Raw genomic sequence first — 15,919 nt, forward strand, 5'->3', positions numbered from 1 at the left:
CGTTGAGGGGCGCCCAGCGCCCCTCAACGCACCGAAATCGCGGGGGTCAGGCCCAGGTGAGCGCGTCCCAGAGCTCGCCGTCCGAGCCGGAGCCGGCGGCCAGTGCGCGACGTCCCAACTCCCGCGCGTAGCTCCCGGTGCTGCCGAACTCCTCGATCCACGCGTGCGCCCGGTTGGTCGACGACCACAGTCGATGCTCGATGGTCACCCCGATCGCGCCGTGCAACTGATGCGCCGTGGTGCTCACCGCCGGTACCACCCGGCCCAGCACCACCTTGGCCAGCGCGGTCGCATAATCGCACTGCGGGCTGGCGAAACCGTGATCGGCAGCCGCGCTGACCGCCAATGTCACTGCAGCTCTTGCTCGTTCGATCTCACCGGCCATACCGGCCAACGCGTGCTGCACGGATTGCTGCTTGCTCAGCGGCCGGCCGAACTGCACCCGCTCCCGGGTGTGCGCCACCGACAACTCGGCAGCCGAATCCAATGCGCCGATGAGCTGCACGCACCGGGCCCACGCGCCACGCCGGGTCAACTCGGCAGCCACTGCGGCATCCACCGTCGCGGTCGAGTCGGGCAGTGTGAACCGTACGGTGTCGCGGGGCTCACCGGCCAGGTTGTGGCCGTCGACCACGTCGAGGTCGGCGGGGGAGCCGACCGCGACCCGCAGGCCGGCATCGTCGGGGACCACCAGCAGCACCGCGGCTGCCGCACGCGTCCACGGCACCGCACGCGCGGTGCCGTCGGCGTCGGCCCACGCCAGGGTCAACGGGCCGCGCTCGGGCACCTGCAGCCCGGCGACCCCGGCCAGCCAACCGGCCAGCAGATCGGTCTCGGCGATCGGTGCGGCCACCGCGTGCCGGGCCAGCCCGCGCAGCGTGATCGCCGACTCGGTGGGCCCGGCGCCGAGCTCCGGATTGCTGGTGAGTCGACTCAGTCCGGTCTCTTCCAGTGCGCGCCAGGCATTTTCGTCGAACAGCTCGGGCAGCCGGCGCTGCCCGAGGCGGGCCTGATCGGCGCGCTTTCCGATGTCGTCGACCAGTTGACGGAGATCGCCGAACTCGTCGTCGGCATCGGTGGCGGCCGCGAACACGCCGCCGCTCAGGGCGCCGGCGCTCATCGCAGCCCCATGCCGCGCGCCACCACACCGCGCAGCACCTCGTTGGTCCCGCCGCGCAACGTCACCATCGGCGCGTGCAGTCGCGCCACCGCCAACATCCCGGTCAACCGGACGTGCGCTGCCGAGCCGGGCTCCACACAGTCCAGCAGGTCGGCCACCAGCTGCACCGAATCCTGCTCGAACCGGGTGCCCAAATCCTTGACCAGCGCTGCTTGATTGGCGGCGGACTCCCCGGCTGCCAGCGCGCGGGCCACCGACACCGACAGCTGACGCAGCGACACCAGGCGGGCCACCAAATCCCCAACGGCCACCAACGTGGCCTGCTCGACCTGCGCCGACTCGGCCAACGCGCGGATCAGTGCGGTGATCACGCTGACCGTCGACAGCACCCGCTCGGGTCCGCTGCGCTCGAACGACAACTCCGCGGTGACCTGATGCCAGCCGTTGCCGATCTCGCCGAGCACGTCGGCGTCGGGCACGAAGACGTCGTCGAACACCACCTCGTTGAAGTGGTGCTGACCGTCCATCGTCACGATCGGCTCGATCTGCACGCCCGCCGAATCGGTCGGCACCAGGAACTGGCTGAAACCGGCGTGCCGGTGTTCGGGATCGACCGCACTGGTGCGCGCCAACACCACCACCTGATGCGCCAGGTGCGCACCGCTGGTCCACACCTTGCGCCCGGTCAGCCGCCAGCCGCCGTCGCACTCGGTGGCGCGGGTGGCCGCGGCTGCCAGGTCCGAACCGGCCTGCGGCTCACTCATCCCGATCGCCGAGAAGAACCGGCCCGCAGCGATCCGCGGCAGGATCCGGTGCCGCTGCTCCTCGTTGCCGTAGGCCAGCAGAGCCGGCGCCACCTGCCGGTCGGCGATCCAGTGCGCGGCCACCGGGGCGCCGGCCAACAACAATTCCTCAGTCACCACATAGCGGTGCAGGTGGCTCAGTCCGTGCCCGCCGTACTCGGTGGGGATGGTCAACCCCAGGAAGCCGGCGTCGCCCAACCGGGCGCTGAACGCCTCGTCCCACTGCGACAGCCAGGTGTCGACGCCGGGCTGCCAACCGAACTCGGCGCGATCGGCAGCCAGGAACTCGCGCAGCGAACCCCGCAGCGCCGCCAGTTCCGGTTCGTTGGCGCACAACGCATCGAAACTGCTCATCGAGGCACATGATCGCATGCCCGCTGAGCTGTCGGAGCGCCGAGCAATACTCGGGACATGGCCACCGTGTACTACACCGCCTCCAGCCTGGACGGTTTCATCGTCGACACGGCGGACAGCCTGGACTGGTTGACCTCCCGCACGATCGACCCGGACGGGCCCTTCCACTACGAACGCTTCGTCGACGACGTCGGCGCCCTGGTGATGGGCGCGCAGACCTACTTGTGGATCCGGGACAACCAGCCCGGGGCGTGGATGTACCAGCAGCCATCCTGGGTGGTGACGCACCGGCCGGAGATCGTCGCGGCCGAACATCCGGTCACGGTGTTCGCCGGCGACGTCGCCGAACTGCATCCAGGCCTGGTCGAGGCGGCCGCGGGGAAGCACGTCTGGCTGGTCGGCGGGGGTGCGCTGGCTGCCCAGTTCGTGGCGGCCGGTCTGGTCGACGAGCTGATCGTGACGTATGCGCCGTGCAGTTTGGGTTCCGGTTCGCGACTGCTGCCGCTACGTTCGGAGTGGGTGCTGACCGAAACGGCGGTCAACGGCGAATTCGTGTGTGCTCGCTGGGTCCGAGCTGGGTAGCGGCGGACTCGGCGGCCGCTTGCGGCTATGGTTTAATCGGAGAATCATGTTCTTCAATTCGGATAACGCCAATCCCGGGTGGTTTCGATGAGCATTTCGCTGCTGCTGGAGATGGCGGCTTCGGGGGATCCCGACCGTGTCGCCGTGGTGTCCGAGGACACCCGGCTGACCACGCAAGAACTTTCCGATCTGGCCGACGGCGGGGCCGGTGTCATCGCGGCCAGCGGTGCTGAGCACGTCGTCTACGTCGGCACCGGCGGGGCGCTGCTGCCGCTGCTGCTGTTCGCCTCGGCGCGGGCCGGGCGGGCGTTCACCCCGATCAACTACCGGCTCTCGGCCGAGGGCATCCAGACCCTGATCGAGCGGTTGCCCAAGCCGCTGGTGATCGTCGACGGCCGCTACCGCGAGATGGTCGGCGACGCCGGCGTCGTGACCATGGAATCGCTGGAGTTCATCTCCGATGCCCGCACCCACGAACCGGTGGTCGAGTTCGCCGACCCCGACGACGTCGGCGTCGTGCTGTTCACGTCGGGCACCACCTCGGCGCCCAAGGCCGTCGAACTCACGCACAACAACCTGACCTCCTACATCACCGGCACCGTCGAATTCGCCTCGGCCGAGCCCGACGACGCCGCGCTGATCTGCGTGCCGCCCTACCACATCGCCGGCGTGAGCGCGGCCCTGTCGAATCTGTACGCGGGCCGAAAGATGGTGTACCTGCCCAACTTCGACGCCGCCGAGTGGGTTCGGCTGGTCGAGACCGAGGGCGTCACCTCGGCCACCGTGGTGCCCACCATGCTGGACCGGGTGGTCACGGTGCTGGAGTCCGAAACCCACGAACTGCCCACGCTGCGCACCCTGGCCTACGGCGGATCCAAGGTGGGGCTGCCGCTGGTGCGCAAGGCGCTGAGCCTGCTGCCGCACGTCGGCTTCGTCAACGCCTACGGGCTGACCGAAACCTCGTCGACCATCGCGGTGCTGACACCCGACGATCACCGGGAAGCGCACGGCAACGCAGACGAACGCGTGGCCAAGCGGCTGGGTTCGGTGGGTCAGCCGGTCCCGGGCATCGAGCTGCAGATCCGCGACGAGGCCGGCACCGTGCTCGGCGCCGGTGAACCCGGTGAGCTGTACGTGCGCGGTGAGCAGGTGTCCGGGCGCTACACCGGGATCGGCTCGGTACTCGACGACGAGGGCTGGTTCCCGACCAAGGACATCGCCATGCTCGACGAGGCCGGCTATCTGTACATCACCGGCCGCAGCGACGACACCATCATCCGCGGCGGTGAGAACATCGCGCCGGCTGAACTCGAAGACGTGCTGATCGAGCACGAGCAGGTGCGCGAGGTGGCCGTCGTCGGCGTCGAGGACGCGCAGTGGGGACAGGCGATCGTCGCGGTGGTGGTACCCGAGCCCGGCGCCGATCCCGATCCCGAGGACCTGCGCGCGCACGTGCGGGCACAGCTGCGCGGCTCGCGCACCCCGGATCGGGTGGTGTTCCGCACCGAGCTGCCCACCAACGCCACCGGAAAATTGTTGCGACGCGAGATCGTCGCCAGTCTCGAGAACGAGTAGGAGCCCATCATGGTGAAGAACGGCACCCGGTTGCAGAGCCAGGTCGACGACACGCAGGTGATCGTGGTCAAGACCTCTGATGCCCTCGATGACCTGCGCTGCGGCGGCGCCCCGATGGTTCCGCTGGACGCCGAAAAGCAAGCCGCAGAGCTGAATCCGGCGCTGGCCGACGGCACCGCGATGGGCAAGCGCTACGTCGACGAGGCCGGCGCCGAGGTGTTGGTGACCAAGGCCGGCAAGGGCACGCTGACGGTCGGAGACACCCCGCTGTCGCTCAAGGAAGCCAAGCCGCTGCCGGCCAGCGACTGACCTTTCGGCTGCCGCTCTACCGTCTCCGCCGCGCTCTTCGGGCCCGCAGAGCGGCTAAGTGGCGGAAGAGCGGGGACCGACGGGCGGGGTCAGCGTCGAGCCGACGCAGCGCTCCGGTTGACGAATTCCCGTGATTTGACCAGGAATTCGAGTTGCCTGGCGGTCTGGGTCAGGTGTTCGACGGTGCGCTCGACCCGGCACAGCACCACCGCGCCCTCCAGCGCTGCGACGCACGTGCTGGCCAGCGAGCGGGCATCGGCCGGGCCGAACCCGTCGCTGCGAAAAGCCAGGCTGAGCTGATCGAGCCAGCGGCGATAGATGTCGCCCGCCATCCCCAGCAGCGGTAGGTCGTGATCGGACGGACCGGTCGCCGCGGCCAGCACCGGACTGCCCGCGGTGAAGTCGCTCGCGGTCAACGCGTGCTCGCCGAACTCGACCAGATCGCGCAGCATGGCCAGCGCGCCGCGGTCGGCCGCGGCCACCATCCGCTCGACGATCGCGTCGCCGGCGTACTGCAGCGCCTCGCGCAGGATCTGGCTGCGGCCGCCGGGGAAGTGGTGATACACCGAACCGCGAGGTGCCCCGCTGCGGTGCAGCACGCTGTCGATGGTCACCCCGGCCGCGCCGCGTTCGCGCAGCAGGTCCGCGGCGCTGACCACCATGTCGTGCCGGGTGGACCGACGTTTGGTGGTGGACCCGGCGGGCGCTGCGGCAGCGGAAGGCATGCGGTGCGACGCCTCAGACGGCGCGTAGTTGGCGGACGTGTTCGCGCACGGCGCGCGGGCGCCAGTTCGCGCGGTTGACCAGCGGACCGAGCAGCCGGCGCCGGGGGCCCGGCAACTGCTGGGTGAAGCGATAGCCGGCGATGTTGACCTCGATGTCGTACATCAGCGCCTCCCGTCCAGAATTATGCTCTCCATCATAGAACGCGGAGGCGGCAACCGGGGACATCCGGCTCAGTGCGAATGAAAACACCCCTGACTATGCCTGCGGACATAGTCAGGGGTGTCGTGAAGAGAGTTAGGCGACCTCGATCACCATCGCGGCACCCATGCCGCCACCGGCGCACATCGACAGCACGCCGATACCGCCGCCGCGGCGACGCAGCTCGTAGATCGCCGAGGTGACCATTCGGGCGCCGGTCGCGGCGATCGGGTGGCCCAGGCTGATCCCGGAGCCGTACACGTTCACCTTGTCCTCGTCCAGGCCGAGCTGGCGGGTGCAGGCCACCGCCTGGGCCGCGAACGCCTCGTTGATCTCGAACAGTGCGACGTCGGAGATCTTCAGGCCGGCCAGGTCCAGCGCCTTCGGGATGGCGTAGATCGGACCGCTGCCGGTGCGCTTGGGCGGCAACCCGACCTGCGACCAGGACAGGATGTGGGCCAGGATGTTCTGCTGGGTGTCCGGTGCGGCCAGCGCGACGACGGCCGCGGCGTCGTTGGTGCCCGAGGAGTTACCCGCGGTCACCGAGAAGCCCTCGATCTCCGGATGCAGCACCTTGAGACCGGCCAGCGATTCCAGCGACGAATCCCGCCGCGGATGCTCGTCGACGGCGAAGGCGATGGTCGAGCCATCCTGCTGGGTGACCTCGATCGGCACGATCTCGTCGACGAACGAGCCGGCGTCGATGGCCTTGACGGCGCGCTGATGGCTGCGCAGCGCCCAGGCGTCCTGGTCCTCGCGGGTCAATCCGTACTCGACCGCGCAGTTGTGCGCGACGGTGATCGACATGTCGTAGGGCGGCGCGTCGGCAATGGTGACCGGGTTGGCCATCGGTGCCCAGCGTTCGAAGTCGCCGGCTTCCTTGCCGGTGGTGAACGCCTTGCGCTTGAGGAACTGCGGCATGTTCGACAGCGATTCCATGCCACCGGCCAGAATGTGCTGGCTCATGCCGGCAGCGATCTGGCCCGCGCCGAACGCGATGGCGGCCAGGCTGGAGGCGCACTGCCGGTTCACCGCGGCGCCCGGGACGGAGTCGAAGCCCAGGTCGACGGCGATGTAGCGAGCCGAGTCGCCACCACCCTGCAGGCTCTCGGCCAGAATCAGGTCATCGAAGTTGGCGGCGTCCAGCCCGGACCGCTCGACGGCGGCGGCCACGATCGGCTTGGCGATTTCGATCGGCTGGGTGTTGGCCAGCGTGCCCTTGCGCGCGGTGCCGATGGCGCTGCGGGCCGCCGCGATGATGGCGGCTTTGCTCTTGGTGGTCATGAAGTCTCCGAGTTCGGGTAGAGAAGGCGCCTCTGATTTACAGAGAACGATGTTACCGTAACGCCCTCGGGTACCGGAATGTGAGCTGTAGCCCACCCAGTCAGGGACCGTCGTGAACCATGAATTGTTGACCGCTCCACTCGGGAAATGCGTTCACAATTCATGGTTCACGACGAGCCGGACCTCAGAGCTCCGGGGTGTACCCGAACGGCAGCAACACGCTCTTGGACTCGCAGTAGCCTGCGATGCCCTCGGGCCCGCATTCGCGGCCGATTCCGGAGTTCTTGTACCCGCCGAACGGTGCGCCCGGGTCGAAGGCGTACATGTTCACGCCGTAGGTGCCGGTGCGGATCTGCGCGGCGATCTCGAGGGCCTTGGGGAAGTCGGTGGTGTACACCGAACCGGCCAGCCCGTACACCGAGTCGTTGGCGATCCGCACGGCGTCGGCCTCGTCCTCGAACGGGATCACCACCAGCACCGGTCCGAAGATCTCCTCCTGGGCGATGGTCATCGAGTTGTCGACGTCGGCGAACACCGTCGGCTGCACGAACCAGCCGCCGTCCAGTCCCTCCGGCCGGCCGCCGCCGGTGACCAGCCGCGCGCCCTCCTCGATGCCCTTGCGGATGTAACCCTCGACCCGCTCGCGCTGCTTCTCCGAGATCAGCGGGCCGACCATGGCCGCCGGATCGGTAGGCAGGCCCGGGGTCATCGCGGCGACGGCGGCACCGACCTTCTCCACCACCTCGTCGTAGCGGGAGCGCGGCGCCAGGATGCGGGTCTGCCCGACGCAGGCCTGCCCGCTGTTCATCAGACCGGAGAACACCAGCATGGGCAGCGTGGCATCCAGGTCGGCGTCCTCCAGGATGATGGCCGCGGACTTGCCGCCGAGTTCGAGGGTGCACGGCTTGAGCTTCTCGGCCGCGATCTTGCCGATCTCCTTGCCGACCGCCGAGGACCCGGTGAAGGTGAACTTGTCCAGTTCGGGGTTGTCGGTCAGGGCGCGGCCGGTCTCCGGTCCACCCGGCACCACGGACAGCACCCCCTCGGGCAGCCCGGCCTGGGCGAACATCTCGGCCATCAGGTTGGTGGTCAGCGGAGTCTCGGCGGCCGGCTTGAGCACGATGGTGCAGCCGGCCAGCAGCGCCGGGCCCAGCTTGTTGGCGGCCAGGAAGAACGGCACGTTCCAGGCCACCACGGCCCCGACCACACCGACCGGCTCCTTGAGCACCAGCGTCTGCCCATAGGCGCCGTCGCGGATGTCCTTCCAGGTGAACTTGTCGGCCGCCGAGGCGTAGAAGTTCAGCGTCGACATCGCCGCGCCGTACTGCATCATGTCGATGATCGACTGCGGCTGCCCGGTCTCCAGCGCCAGCAGCTGCTTGAACTCGTCTGCGCGCTCCTCGATCAGGGCGGTCGCTCTGGCCAGCACGGCCTCCCGCTCCTTGGGCGTCATCCGCGGCCACGGACCCTCGTCGAAGGCCTGGCGGGCGGCTGCGCAGGCCGCGTCGACGTCGGCCTTGGCGGCCAGCGGGACCTGCCCCACCTTCTCGCCGGTTGCCGGCGAGAACACCTCGATGACTTCGGAAGTGGACGGCGCGACCCACTGTCCGCCGATGAACAGGGTGTCGTACTCAGTCTTGGTGACAGGCGCAGTTTGTGTCATGCGGCACACCCTACCGAGTAGCTCCGGTCCACACGAGAACCTGTTTCAATCCGGGCTTGCCGCCGGGCTGAGCACGAGCACCAAGTTGCTCACCAGAAACTCCCGCAGCACCGGCACCGCGGTCAGCCACCACGCCCATCGCGGGTGGTAGCGCGGGAAAGCAGCGCGCAATGCCCCGGTGGCGCGGGCCCACTGAAGCCCGGCTGCCGCCGACACCGGAAAAAGTGACGAGCCGTAGTCATTCTTGGGTCTACGGCCGTGTTTGCGGGCGTACCGATCAGCGGCCCTGGCACCGCCCAGATAGTGCGACAAACCCATCTCGTGCCCACCGAACGGCCCCAGCCACACGGTGTAGGACAGGATCACCAGACCGCCGGGCCGGGTCACCCGCAGCATCTCGTTGCCCAGCCGCCACGGGTCGCGCACATGTTCGGCGACGTTGGAGGACAGGCAGATGTCGACGCTGGCGTCGGCGAACGGCAGGGCCATCCCGGAGCCGCGGACATAGCTGCCGGCGCTGCGGTCCAGGGTGGGTGCGGCGTGCATCTCGGCCGGGTCCGGTTCAACACCGACGTATCCGATGCCGTGCGCCGCGAACGCCCGGGCGAAGTAGCCCGGTCCGCCGCCGACGTCGAGCAGGGTGGTGCCGGCCAGCGGGGCGTCGCGTTCGGCGGCCCACAGATCGGCCACCAGGGCTGCGGTGTCCTCGGCCAGTCCGCCGTAGAACCGGGCCGGGTCGGTCTGTTCGAAGCGGAATTCGGAGAGCAACCGCACCGACCGGGCCAGGCCGGCCCGGCGGGCGAAGACATCGGTGGCGCTCACCGCAGCCACCCTACGGCGCCGCTGGGCGGCGGTGAGCGGACCGGCAGCGGATTTGCCGAGGCCGTTAGGCTGGTCCGGTTATGTCTGGTTCCCCGGTTCGCTCGGTACTGATGCTGTGCTGGCGCGATACCGGTCACCCGCAGGGCGGCGGCAGCGAAACCTACCTGCAGCGGATCGGCGCCCAGCTGGCCGCGGCCGGAGTCTCGGTGACGTTGCGCACCGCGCGTTACCCGGGTGCGCCGCGCCGCGGTGTGGTCGACGGCGTCCGGATCAGCCGCGCCGGCGGCAGCTACTCGGTCTACGTCTGGGCCGGGCTGGCGATGGTGCTGGCTCGGTTCGGGCTCGGCCCGCTGCGTGGAGTGCGGCCGGACGTGGTGATCGACACCCAGAACGGGGTGCCGTTCCTGGCCCGGTTGGCGTACGGCCGGCGCGCGGTGGTGTTGGTGCACCACTGTCACCGGGAACAGTGGCCGGTGGCGGGCCGTTGGACCGGCCGGTTCGGGTGGTTCGTTGAGTCCAAGCTCTCGCCGTGGCTGCACAAACGCAACCAGTACGTCACGGTGTCGCTGCCTTCATTACGCGACCTCGCCGAACTGGGTGTGCAACAGCAGCGAATTGCGGTGGTGCGCAACGGTTTGGACGACGCCCCGCAATCCACCCTGGCCGGTGCCCGCTCGGCGGTGCCGCGGGTGGCGGTGCTGTCGCGGCTGGTGCCGCACAAGCAGATCGAAGACGCGCTGGACGCCATCGCGGTGCTGCGGCCACGGATCCCGGGTCTGCATCTGGACGTGGTCGGCGGCGGCTGGTGGCACGACCGGTTGGTGGCGCATGCCGAAGCGCTCGGCATCTCCGACGCGGTCACCTTCCACGGCCACGTCGACGACATCACCAAACATCAGGTGATCCAGCGCTGCTGGGTGCACTTGCTGCCGTCGCGCAAGGAGGGCTGGGGCCTGGCCGTGCTGGAGGCCGCGCAGCACGCGGTGCCCACCGTGGGCTACCGGTCCTCGGGCGGATTGACCGACTCGGTGGTCGACGGTGTCACCGGGATCCTGGCCGACGATCCGCAGCAACTGACCGCGTGTCTGGAGCAACTGTTGGTCGACACCGTGCTGCGCGAAGAGCTCGGGCAGAAGGCCCAGACCCGCAGCGCGGAGTTCTCCTGGGCGCAGAGCGCCGCGGCGATGGGCACCGTGTTGGCCGCGGTGCAGGCCGGGCACCGGGTCAGCGGCGTCGTCTGAACCGGGCGATCTGCCCGCTCACCAATCCGGCGGCCCCGACCGTCAACACCGCCAACCACGCCGCGTGCCCGAGCAGGGCCGCGGTTCGGGCGCTGCGCGTGCTCGGCGCCGGGTCCGCAACCCGGTACAACGTCATCTCGGAATCCGAAAACTCGATCGGTAACGACTCCAAAGTCCTTGCCGCCGAACCGGTCTCACCCGCCGACGCATGTTGCACCACGACCCAGCCGACGCCGGCGTCGGCCAGCCGCGCGGGGTCGGCACCGTCAAGTAGCAACTGCTGCACGGCGCGGGCGTGCCGACCTTCCCCGGTCACGGTGTGCCCGGAGATGTTCAGGTCACCGGTGGCCAGCACGTCGGCGCGCACCCAGCGGGGCAGCGGGTCGAGCACCGGCGCCGGTCCGGCCCAGGCGAACCTGCGCATGGCGTCGGCGGGCAGCACCGCCACCGGAGCCGGGTCGGCGTTGATCCGGTTCGCCACCGCCGTCCAACTCGCCGGATAGGTCACCGACCGGACCTGCCCCCAGGCGCCCCAAGCCAGATCCGGCAGTACCACCAGGAGCGCCAGGCAGCACGCCGCGCCCGCCGCGCCGACCGACAGTCCGCGGCGCGCCAACACCGCGGGCGCAGCTGCTGCCGCGACCACGTAACCGGGCATCGCCAGCGCCACCCACTTCTGCCCGTCGCGCAGGATGCCCAGACCGGGTGCGGCCTCGGCCAGCGTGCGCACCAACGCCAGACCGGGGCCGGTGGCCAGCGCCGCGGTCGTCAGCACGGTCAGCACCGCCAACACCAGCAGCGGGCGGGCCGAAACCTGGCGCACCGCGGCCACCGCACCGATCACCACGACACCCACCAGCACCGCCGTCGCCAGCACCGCGAAGAGCGTGGCCCGCGAAGCGGGTACCGCATCGGCGTTCCAGATCCCGCCGAGCCCGGCCAAACTGCCCAGGGTGCCCAAACCGGGTTCGGCGCGGGCCGCGAACTCCTCGACACCCACACCCGCTGCCCGATAGGCCGACAGCGCGTCGGTCAGCATCGCCGCGATCAACCAGGGCAGCGCGGCCAGCACCGCCAATGCCGTCGTCGCGGCAACACACCACCACCGGGGACGGCCCGCGCCCGGGGCGGCCGCCGCGACCAGCGCCACGATCGCGGCCAACACCAGACCGGTCGGGGTCAGGCCGGCCAGCGCCAGCCAGAACGCCAAGGCGAACCAGTCCAGCCGGCTCGGCTCGGTGCGCAACCGCAGCACGGCCAGCGCCACCCAACCCAGCGCGCCGTAGCCGACCAGCAGACTCCAATGGCCCTGCAGCAACCGCTCGGCGACATACGGATTCCAGATCGCAACCGTGGCCGCGACGAACTGCCCGGCAACGCCGGCATCCGGCAGCACCTGCGCGGCCAGCCGTGCTGCACCCCAGCCGGCGGCCCACAGCCCCGCGGTCAGCAGGACCTTGACCAGCACGCCGCCGTCCAGCAGAGGTGAACCCAGCGCGATGAAGAAATCCTGCGGCAGCGCCCGCGGCGCACTTTCGCCCAGCCCCAGGGCCGCGTCGCTCAGATAGGAGCGCGGTGTGGACACCGCATCACGCAACAGCAGATACCCGGGCTGCCACAGCGGCGCGAGGATGGCGACGGTCAGCGCCAGTGCATAGCCCGGTACCGCCCAGGCGGGCAGCCGGGACATCGACGAGGGCTACTTCCGGTCCGGCGGATCGGCGTCCGGGTGCAGATCGGGACGCTGCGCGGGCAGTTTCTCGGTCTCGGCTTCGGCGGCCGGCATCGGGCCGGTGTCGGTCTCCTTGCGGGCGCTGAAGCTGCTCAGGAACCCGCCCCCGGAATCCAGACCCGGATCGATCAATGCGGCCTCGGCGCGCAACGAGAACGAGCCCAGCAGCGCGCCGGCGATCAAGCTGACCAGACCGGCCGCGGTGAACGTGATGGGCAGGATCCGTGACCACAGCGCGACCCGGTCCCGCTCGTCGCGCGCGGCGGCCACCTGATCCTCGATGGACTCCTGCGTCGAGGACACCTGATAGTCGGCCAATGCGCGATCAGGCACCAGCGGGTCGCCACCCTCACGGACGTAGAAGTGGTTGGCGTGCTCCTCGGACTTGACGATGGTGCCGGTCACCGGATCCACCCAGAAGGTGCGCTGCGCGGCGTAGAACCGGTCCATCGTGATCGGCTCGTCGGGTTCGCCGGGCAGACCCCACACCGACGCCGGGGCGGTGACCTTGGCGTCGACGTCGTCGTCATAGAGCGAGACGTACTGGATCGGCTCGACCAGCTTGCCGTCGGCGTCGTAGCCGACGTTCTGGCTGAACTTGTAGGTGGTCAGGCCGTTGACGTCGTCTTCGCCCTCGTAGTTCGCGTCGAACGCCTTCTGCGCCACTGAGTCGAACACCTGATAGGTCTTCTTCTCGGTGCCGAACGGGAAGCGGTAGGTCAGGCCGGTCGGTTCCAGGCTCTTGAACTCGCCGGACACCGGGCTCTGCAGTGCGCCGGCGGCGCCGTCGGTGACGGCCTCTGCGGTGTTGCGGTCGATCGTGACGCGGCTGACCCCGGCCAGCAGCAGACCGGCGTCGCCCTGCTTGTCGCCGCGGCGCACCGACATACCGCTCTGCAGCGTCACCACGCGGGCGTTGGCCGGCGCTTCGGCGGTGATCTGGCGTTGCGAGACCAGCGGGACGTCCTCGTCGATGACGATCGGCCGCGGCCCTTCCCCGGGTTCCGGCGCGGCGGTCAGCGAATCCGGATCCAAGGCGGTACCGGTGCCGCTGCTGATCAACGTGGTGTCCAGGTCCAGCGGGATCTTCTGGATCCGGCTGGAGGTGTAGGTGGACAGCAACAGCGCAGCGATCAGCAGGCCGGCGCCCAGCCCCAGCAGGCCACACGCAGCAATACGCAACATGACTGCTCGGTTCAAGGCGTGTGTACCTTCCTTCCGGTCCGGGCAGGAAACCCGTCTGACCCTAACAGCAGAACTTAAGCAGACCTCTGCTCTGGTGGCCGTTGCACCGGGTACCCGATTTTGCGCCGCGAACTGCAGGCACACTGGATCCGATGAGCGACGAGCAGATCCCGGCGAAGGTCGGCGGCACCCGCGGCTTCCTGCCGGCCGTCGAGGGACTGCGGGCGTGCGCTGCGATGGGCGTCGTGGTGACCCACGTGGCGTTCCAGACCGGGCAGGGCAGCGGCCTGACCGGGCGGGTCTGGGCGCGGTTCGACCTGGCCGTTGCGGTGTTCTTCGCGCTGTCCGGGTTCCTGCTGTGGCGCGGTCACGCCGCGGCGGCGCGGGGTCTGCGGCAGAAGCCGTCCACCGGCCACTACCTGCGCTCCCGGATTGTGCGGATCATGCCGGGATATCTGGTTGCGGTCGTGGTGATCTTGCTGTTGCTGCCCGACGCGGCCGGGGCCAGTGCGACGGTGTGGTGGGCCAATCTGACGTTGACCCAGATCTATGTGCCGCTGACGTTGACCGCCGGGCTCACCCAGATGTGGAGCCTGTCGGTGGAGATGACGTTCTATCTGGTGTTGCCGCTGCTGGCGCTCAGCGCCTACTGGTTGCCGGTGCGGGCCCGGGTGCCGGTGATCGTGGCGGTGGCGGCGGGCAGCCTGGCTTGGGGTCTGCTGCCGATCCAGACCGCCGAGGGCGTGAACTTCATGAACTGGCCGCCGGCGTACGCGTCCTGGTTCGCGGCCGGCATGCTGCTGGCCGAGTGGACCGTCAGCCCGGTCGGCTGGGTGCACCGGTTGGCCCGCCGCCGGGTTCTGGTGGCGGTGATCGGGTTGATCGCGTTCGCGATCTCGGCTTCACCGCTGGCCGGGCCGGAAGGATTGACGCCGGCGACGCTGAGCCAGTTCGTGGTCCGCACCGCGATGGGCGCGATCGTGGCCGGCGCGCTGCTGGCGCCGCTGGTGCTGGACCACCCCGACACCGAACACAAGATCCTGGGCAGCCCGGTGATGGTGACGTTGGGCCGCTGGTCCTACGGACTGTTCATCTGGCATCTGGCGGCGCTGGCCATGGCGTTCCCGGTGGTGGGCCGGTTCGTGTTCGACGGCGCCATGCCGGTGATCTTGGTGTTGACCCTGGTGTTCGGGTTCGCGATGGCCGCGGTCAGCTACGGCCTGATCGAGAACCCGTGCCGGCAGGCGCTTCGGCGCTGGGAGTATCGCGCTGCCAAACCCGTTCCGCCGCTGGACAGTTCGGTGACCGACACCCCGGAGCCGTCGGTGGCGCGCTGAGCGGTCAGTAGCCGCCCTGCACGCCGAAGATCTTGGCCGGGTTGTCCACCAGCATGGTGTGGATCTGCTCGTCGGTGACGCCGCGCTGCCGCAGCGCGGGCAGCACGTCGTTGTGGATGTGCAGGTAGTGCCAGTTCGGCATCACCACCGGCACGTCCTTTTCCGGCAGCCAGTCGATGAAGCAGGACGCGTCGTGCGAGAGCACCAACTTGTCGGCGTGCCCGCGTTCGCACAACCGGGCCACGGTGTCGACCCGCTCCGGGGTGCCCAGGAACACATCGGCGCCGAACCGGTCCATCCCGAGGTAGGAGCCGTTGCCGATCAACTCCTCGAGATAGTCCAGATCGGTGCTGTCACCGCAGTGCCCGATCACCACCCGGGACAGGTCCACACCTTCCTCGTTGAAGATCCGCTGCTGGTCCAGACCGCGCCGGGTGGCGGCGTGGGTGTGCGTGGAGATCGGCGCCCCGGTTTCGCGGTGCGCTTGGGCGACGGCGCGCAGCACCCGCTCGACGCCCGGGGTGAGGCCGGGCTCGTCAGTCGCGCACTTGAGGATCGCGGCCTTGATCCCGGTGTCGGCGATGCCTTCGGTGAGGTCGCGGACGAACAACTCGAGCATCGGTTCGGGTCCGGACAGCACCGTGCCCGGCCCCTGGAAGTGGTAGTACATCGGGACGTCGTTGTAGGTGTAGAGCCCGGTGGCCACCACGATGTTGAGGTCGGTGGCCGCGGCGATCCGCGCGATCCGCGGAATGTAGCGACCCAGGCCCAGCACGGTGAGGTCGACGATGGTGCCGACCCCGCGGGATTTCAGCTCGTTGAGTCGGATGATGGCGTCGGCCTGCCGTTTGGCTTCATCGCCCCATACGTGCGGGTCGTTGTCCAGCATCTCCGGGGACAACACGAATACGTGCTCGTGCATCAACGTCACGCCGAGGTCGGCGGTGTCGATCGGGCCGCGGACAGTGTTCACCTGAGCCATGCCCGG

At 69.4% G+C, this 15,919-nt stretch carries 15 protein-coding genes; 5 read left to right on the forward strand and 10 right to left on the reverse strand.

Annotated features, from left to right (window positions below):
* Positions 1–46: 46 nt before the first annotated feature.
* On the reverse strand, positions 47–1,120 hold the full coding sequence (locus AC5Y3P_RS17390) for an acyl-CoA dehydrogenase family protein (RefSeq protein ID WP_500047168.1): 1,074 nt from the start codon (positions 1,118–1,120) through the stop codon (positions 47–49).
* Complete coding sequence (locus AC5Y3P_RS17395) at positions 1,117–2,277, reverse strand: acyl-CoA dehydrogenase family protein (RefSeq protein WP_500047169.1); 1,161 nt, start codon at positions 2,275–2,277, stop codon at positions 1,117–1,119. The genes AC5Y3P_RS17390 and AC5Y3P_RS17395 overlap by 4 nt, the downstream gene beginning before the upstream one ends.
* 57 nt (positions 2,278–2,334) lie before the next feature.
* Here AC5Y3P_RS17395 and AC5Y3P_RS17400 point away from each other — a divergent pair, with 57 nt between their 5' ends.
* The 3 genes from AC5Y3P_RS17400 to AC5Y3P_RS17410 all read left to right on the forward strand — a co-directional run bounded on the left by AC5Y3P_RS17400 (position 2,335) and on the right by AC5Y3P_RS17410 (position 4,743).
* Positions 2,335–2,859, forward strand: a complete 525-nt coding sequence (locus AC5Y3P_RS17400) for a dihydrofolate reductase family protein (protein WP_500047170.1) — start codon at positions 2,335–2,337, stop codon at positions 2,857–2,859.
* An 87-nt stretch (positions 2,860–2,946) separates the two neighbouring features.
* Entirely contained in the window at positions 2,947–4,434 is a 1,488-nt protein-coding gene (locus tag AC5Y3P_RS17405; RefSeq protein WP_500047171.1) for a class I adenylate-forming enzyme family protein, read from the forward strand.
* A gap of 9 nt (positions 4,435–4,443) precedes the next feature.
* Positions 4,444–4,743 (forward strand): hypothetical protein, encoded by a 300-nt coding sequence (locus AC5Y3P_RS17410; protein WP_500047172.1) that lies wholly within the window; start codon positions 4,444–4,446, stop codon positions 4,741–4,743.
* Between the two features lie 89 nt (positions 4,744–4,832).
* On the opposite strand, the gene AC5Y3P_RS17415 is transcribed toward AC5Y3P_RS17410, so the two are convergent.
* The 5 genes from AC5Y3P_RS17415 to AC5Y3P_RS17435 form a co-directional block, all read right to left on the reverse strand.
* Positions 4,833–5,468, reverse strand: a complete 636-nt coding sequence (locus AC5Y3P_RS17415) for a TetR/AcrR family transcriptional regulator (RefSeq protein ID WP_500047173.1) — start codon at positions 5,466–5,468, stop codon at positions 4,833–4,835.
* A gap of 13 nt (positions 5,469–5,481) precedes the next feature.
* Positions 5,482–5,631: a hypothetical protein gene (locus AC5Y3P_RS17420; protein WP_500047174.1), complete on the reverse strand. Its 150-nt coding sequence runs from the start codon at positions 5,629–5,631 to the stop codon at positions 5,482–5,484.
* A gap of 132 nt (positions 5,632–5,763) precedes the next feature.
* Positions 5,764–6,951, reverse strand: coding sequence for a thiolase family protein (locus AC5Y3P_RS17425; RefSeq protein WP_500047175.1), 1,188 nt, complete (start codon positions 6,949–6,951; stop codon positions 5,764–5,766).
* 184 nt (positions 6,952–7,135) lie between these two features.
* The gene (locus AC5Y3P_RS17430; protein ID WP_500047176.1) at positions 7,136–8,614 is read right to left on the reverse strand and encodes an aldehyde dehydrogenase; all 1,479 of its coding nucleotides are present in this window, start codon (positions 8,612–8,614) and stop codon (positions 7,136–7,138) included.
* A gap of 45 nt (positions 8,615–8,659) precedes the next feature.
* Positions 8,660–9,436, reverse strand: coding sequence for a class I SAM-dependent methyltransferase (locus AC5Y3P_RS17435; protein ID WP_500047177.1), 777 nt, complete (start codon positions 9,434–9,436; stop codon positions 8,660–8,662).
* 80 nt (positions 9,437–9,516) lie between these two features.
* Between AC5Y3P_RS17435 and AC5Y3P_RS17440 the strand changes: the two genes are divergently transcribed.
* Entirely contained in the window at positions 9,517–10,677 is a 1,161-nt protein-coding gene (locus AC5Y3P_RS17440; RefSeq protein ID WP_500047178.1) for a glycosyltransferase family 4 protein, read from the forward strand.
* Here the strand turns inward: AC5Y3P_RS17440 and AC5Y3P_RS17445 are convergent.
* Positions 10,661–12,367, reverse strand: a complete 1,707-nt coding sequence (locus AC5Y3P_RS17445; protein WP_500047179.1) for an MmpA family trehalose lipid delivery protein — start codon at positions 12,365–12,367, stop codon at positions 10,661–10,663. The two genes, AC5Y3P_RS17440 and AC5Y3P_RS17445, sit on opposite strands and share 17 nt — an antisense overlap.
* Before the next feature lie 9 nt (positions 12,368–12,376).
* Positions 12,377–13,609 (reverse strand): cell envelope lipid trafficking protein PgfA, encoded by a 1,233-nt coding sequence (gene pgfA, locus AC5Y3P_RS17450; RefSeq protein WP_500047180.1) that lies wholly within the window; start codon positions 13,607–13,609, stop codon positions 12,377–12,379.
* A gap of 137 nt (positions 13,610–13,746) precedes the next feature.
* On the opposite strand from pgfA, the gene AC5Y3P_RS17455 reads away from it, so the two are divergent.
* Complete coding sequence (locus tag AC5Y3P_RS17455) at positions 13,747–14,931, forward strand: acyltransferase family protein (RefSeq protein WP_500047181.1); 1,185 nt, start codon at positions 13,747–13,749, stop codon at positions 14,929–14,931.
* Between the two features lie 4 nt (positions 14,932–14,935).
* Here AC5Y3P_RS17455 and AC5Y3P_RS17460 read toward each other — a convergent pair whose 3' ends face one another.
* Complete coding sequence (locus tag AC5Y3P_RS17460; RefSeq protein WP_500047182.1) at positions 14,936–15,913, reverse strand: phosphotriesterase family protein; 978 nt, start codon at positions 15,911–15,913, stop codon at positions 14,936–14,938.
* Positions 15,914–15,919 lie beyond the last annotated feature (6 nt).

The sequence above is a fragment of the Mycobacterium sp. NGS45 genome, from assembly GCF_059812645.1.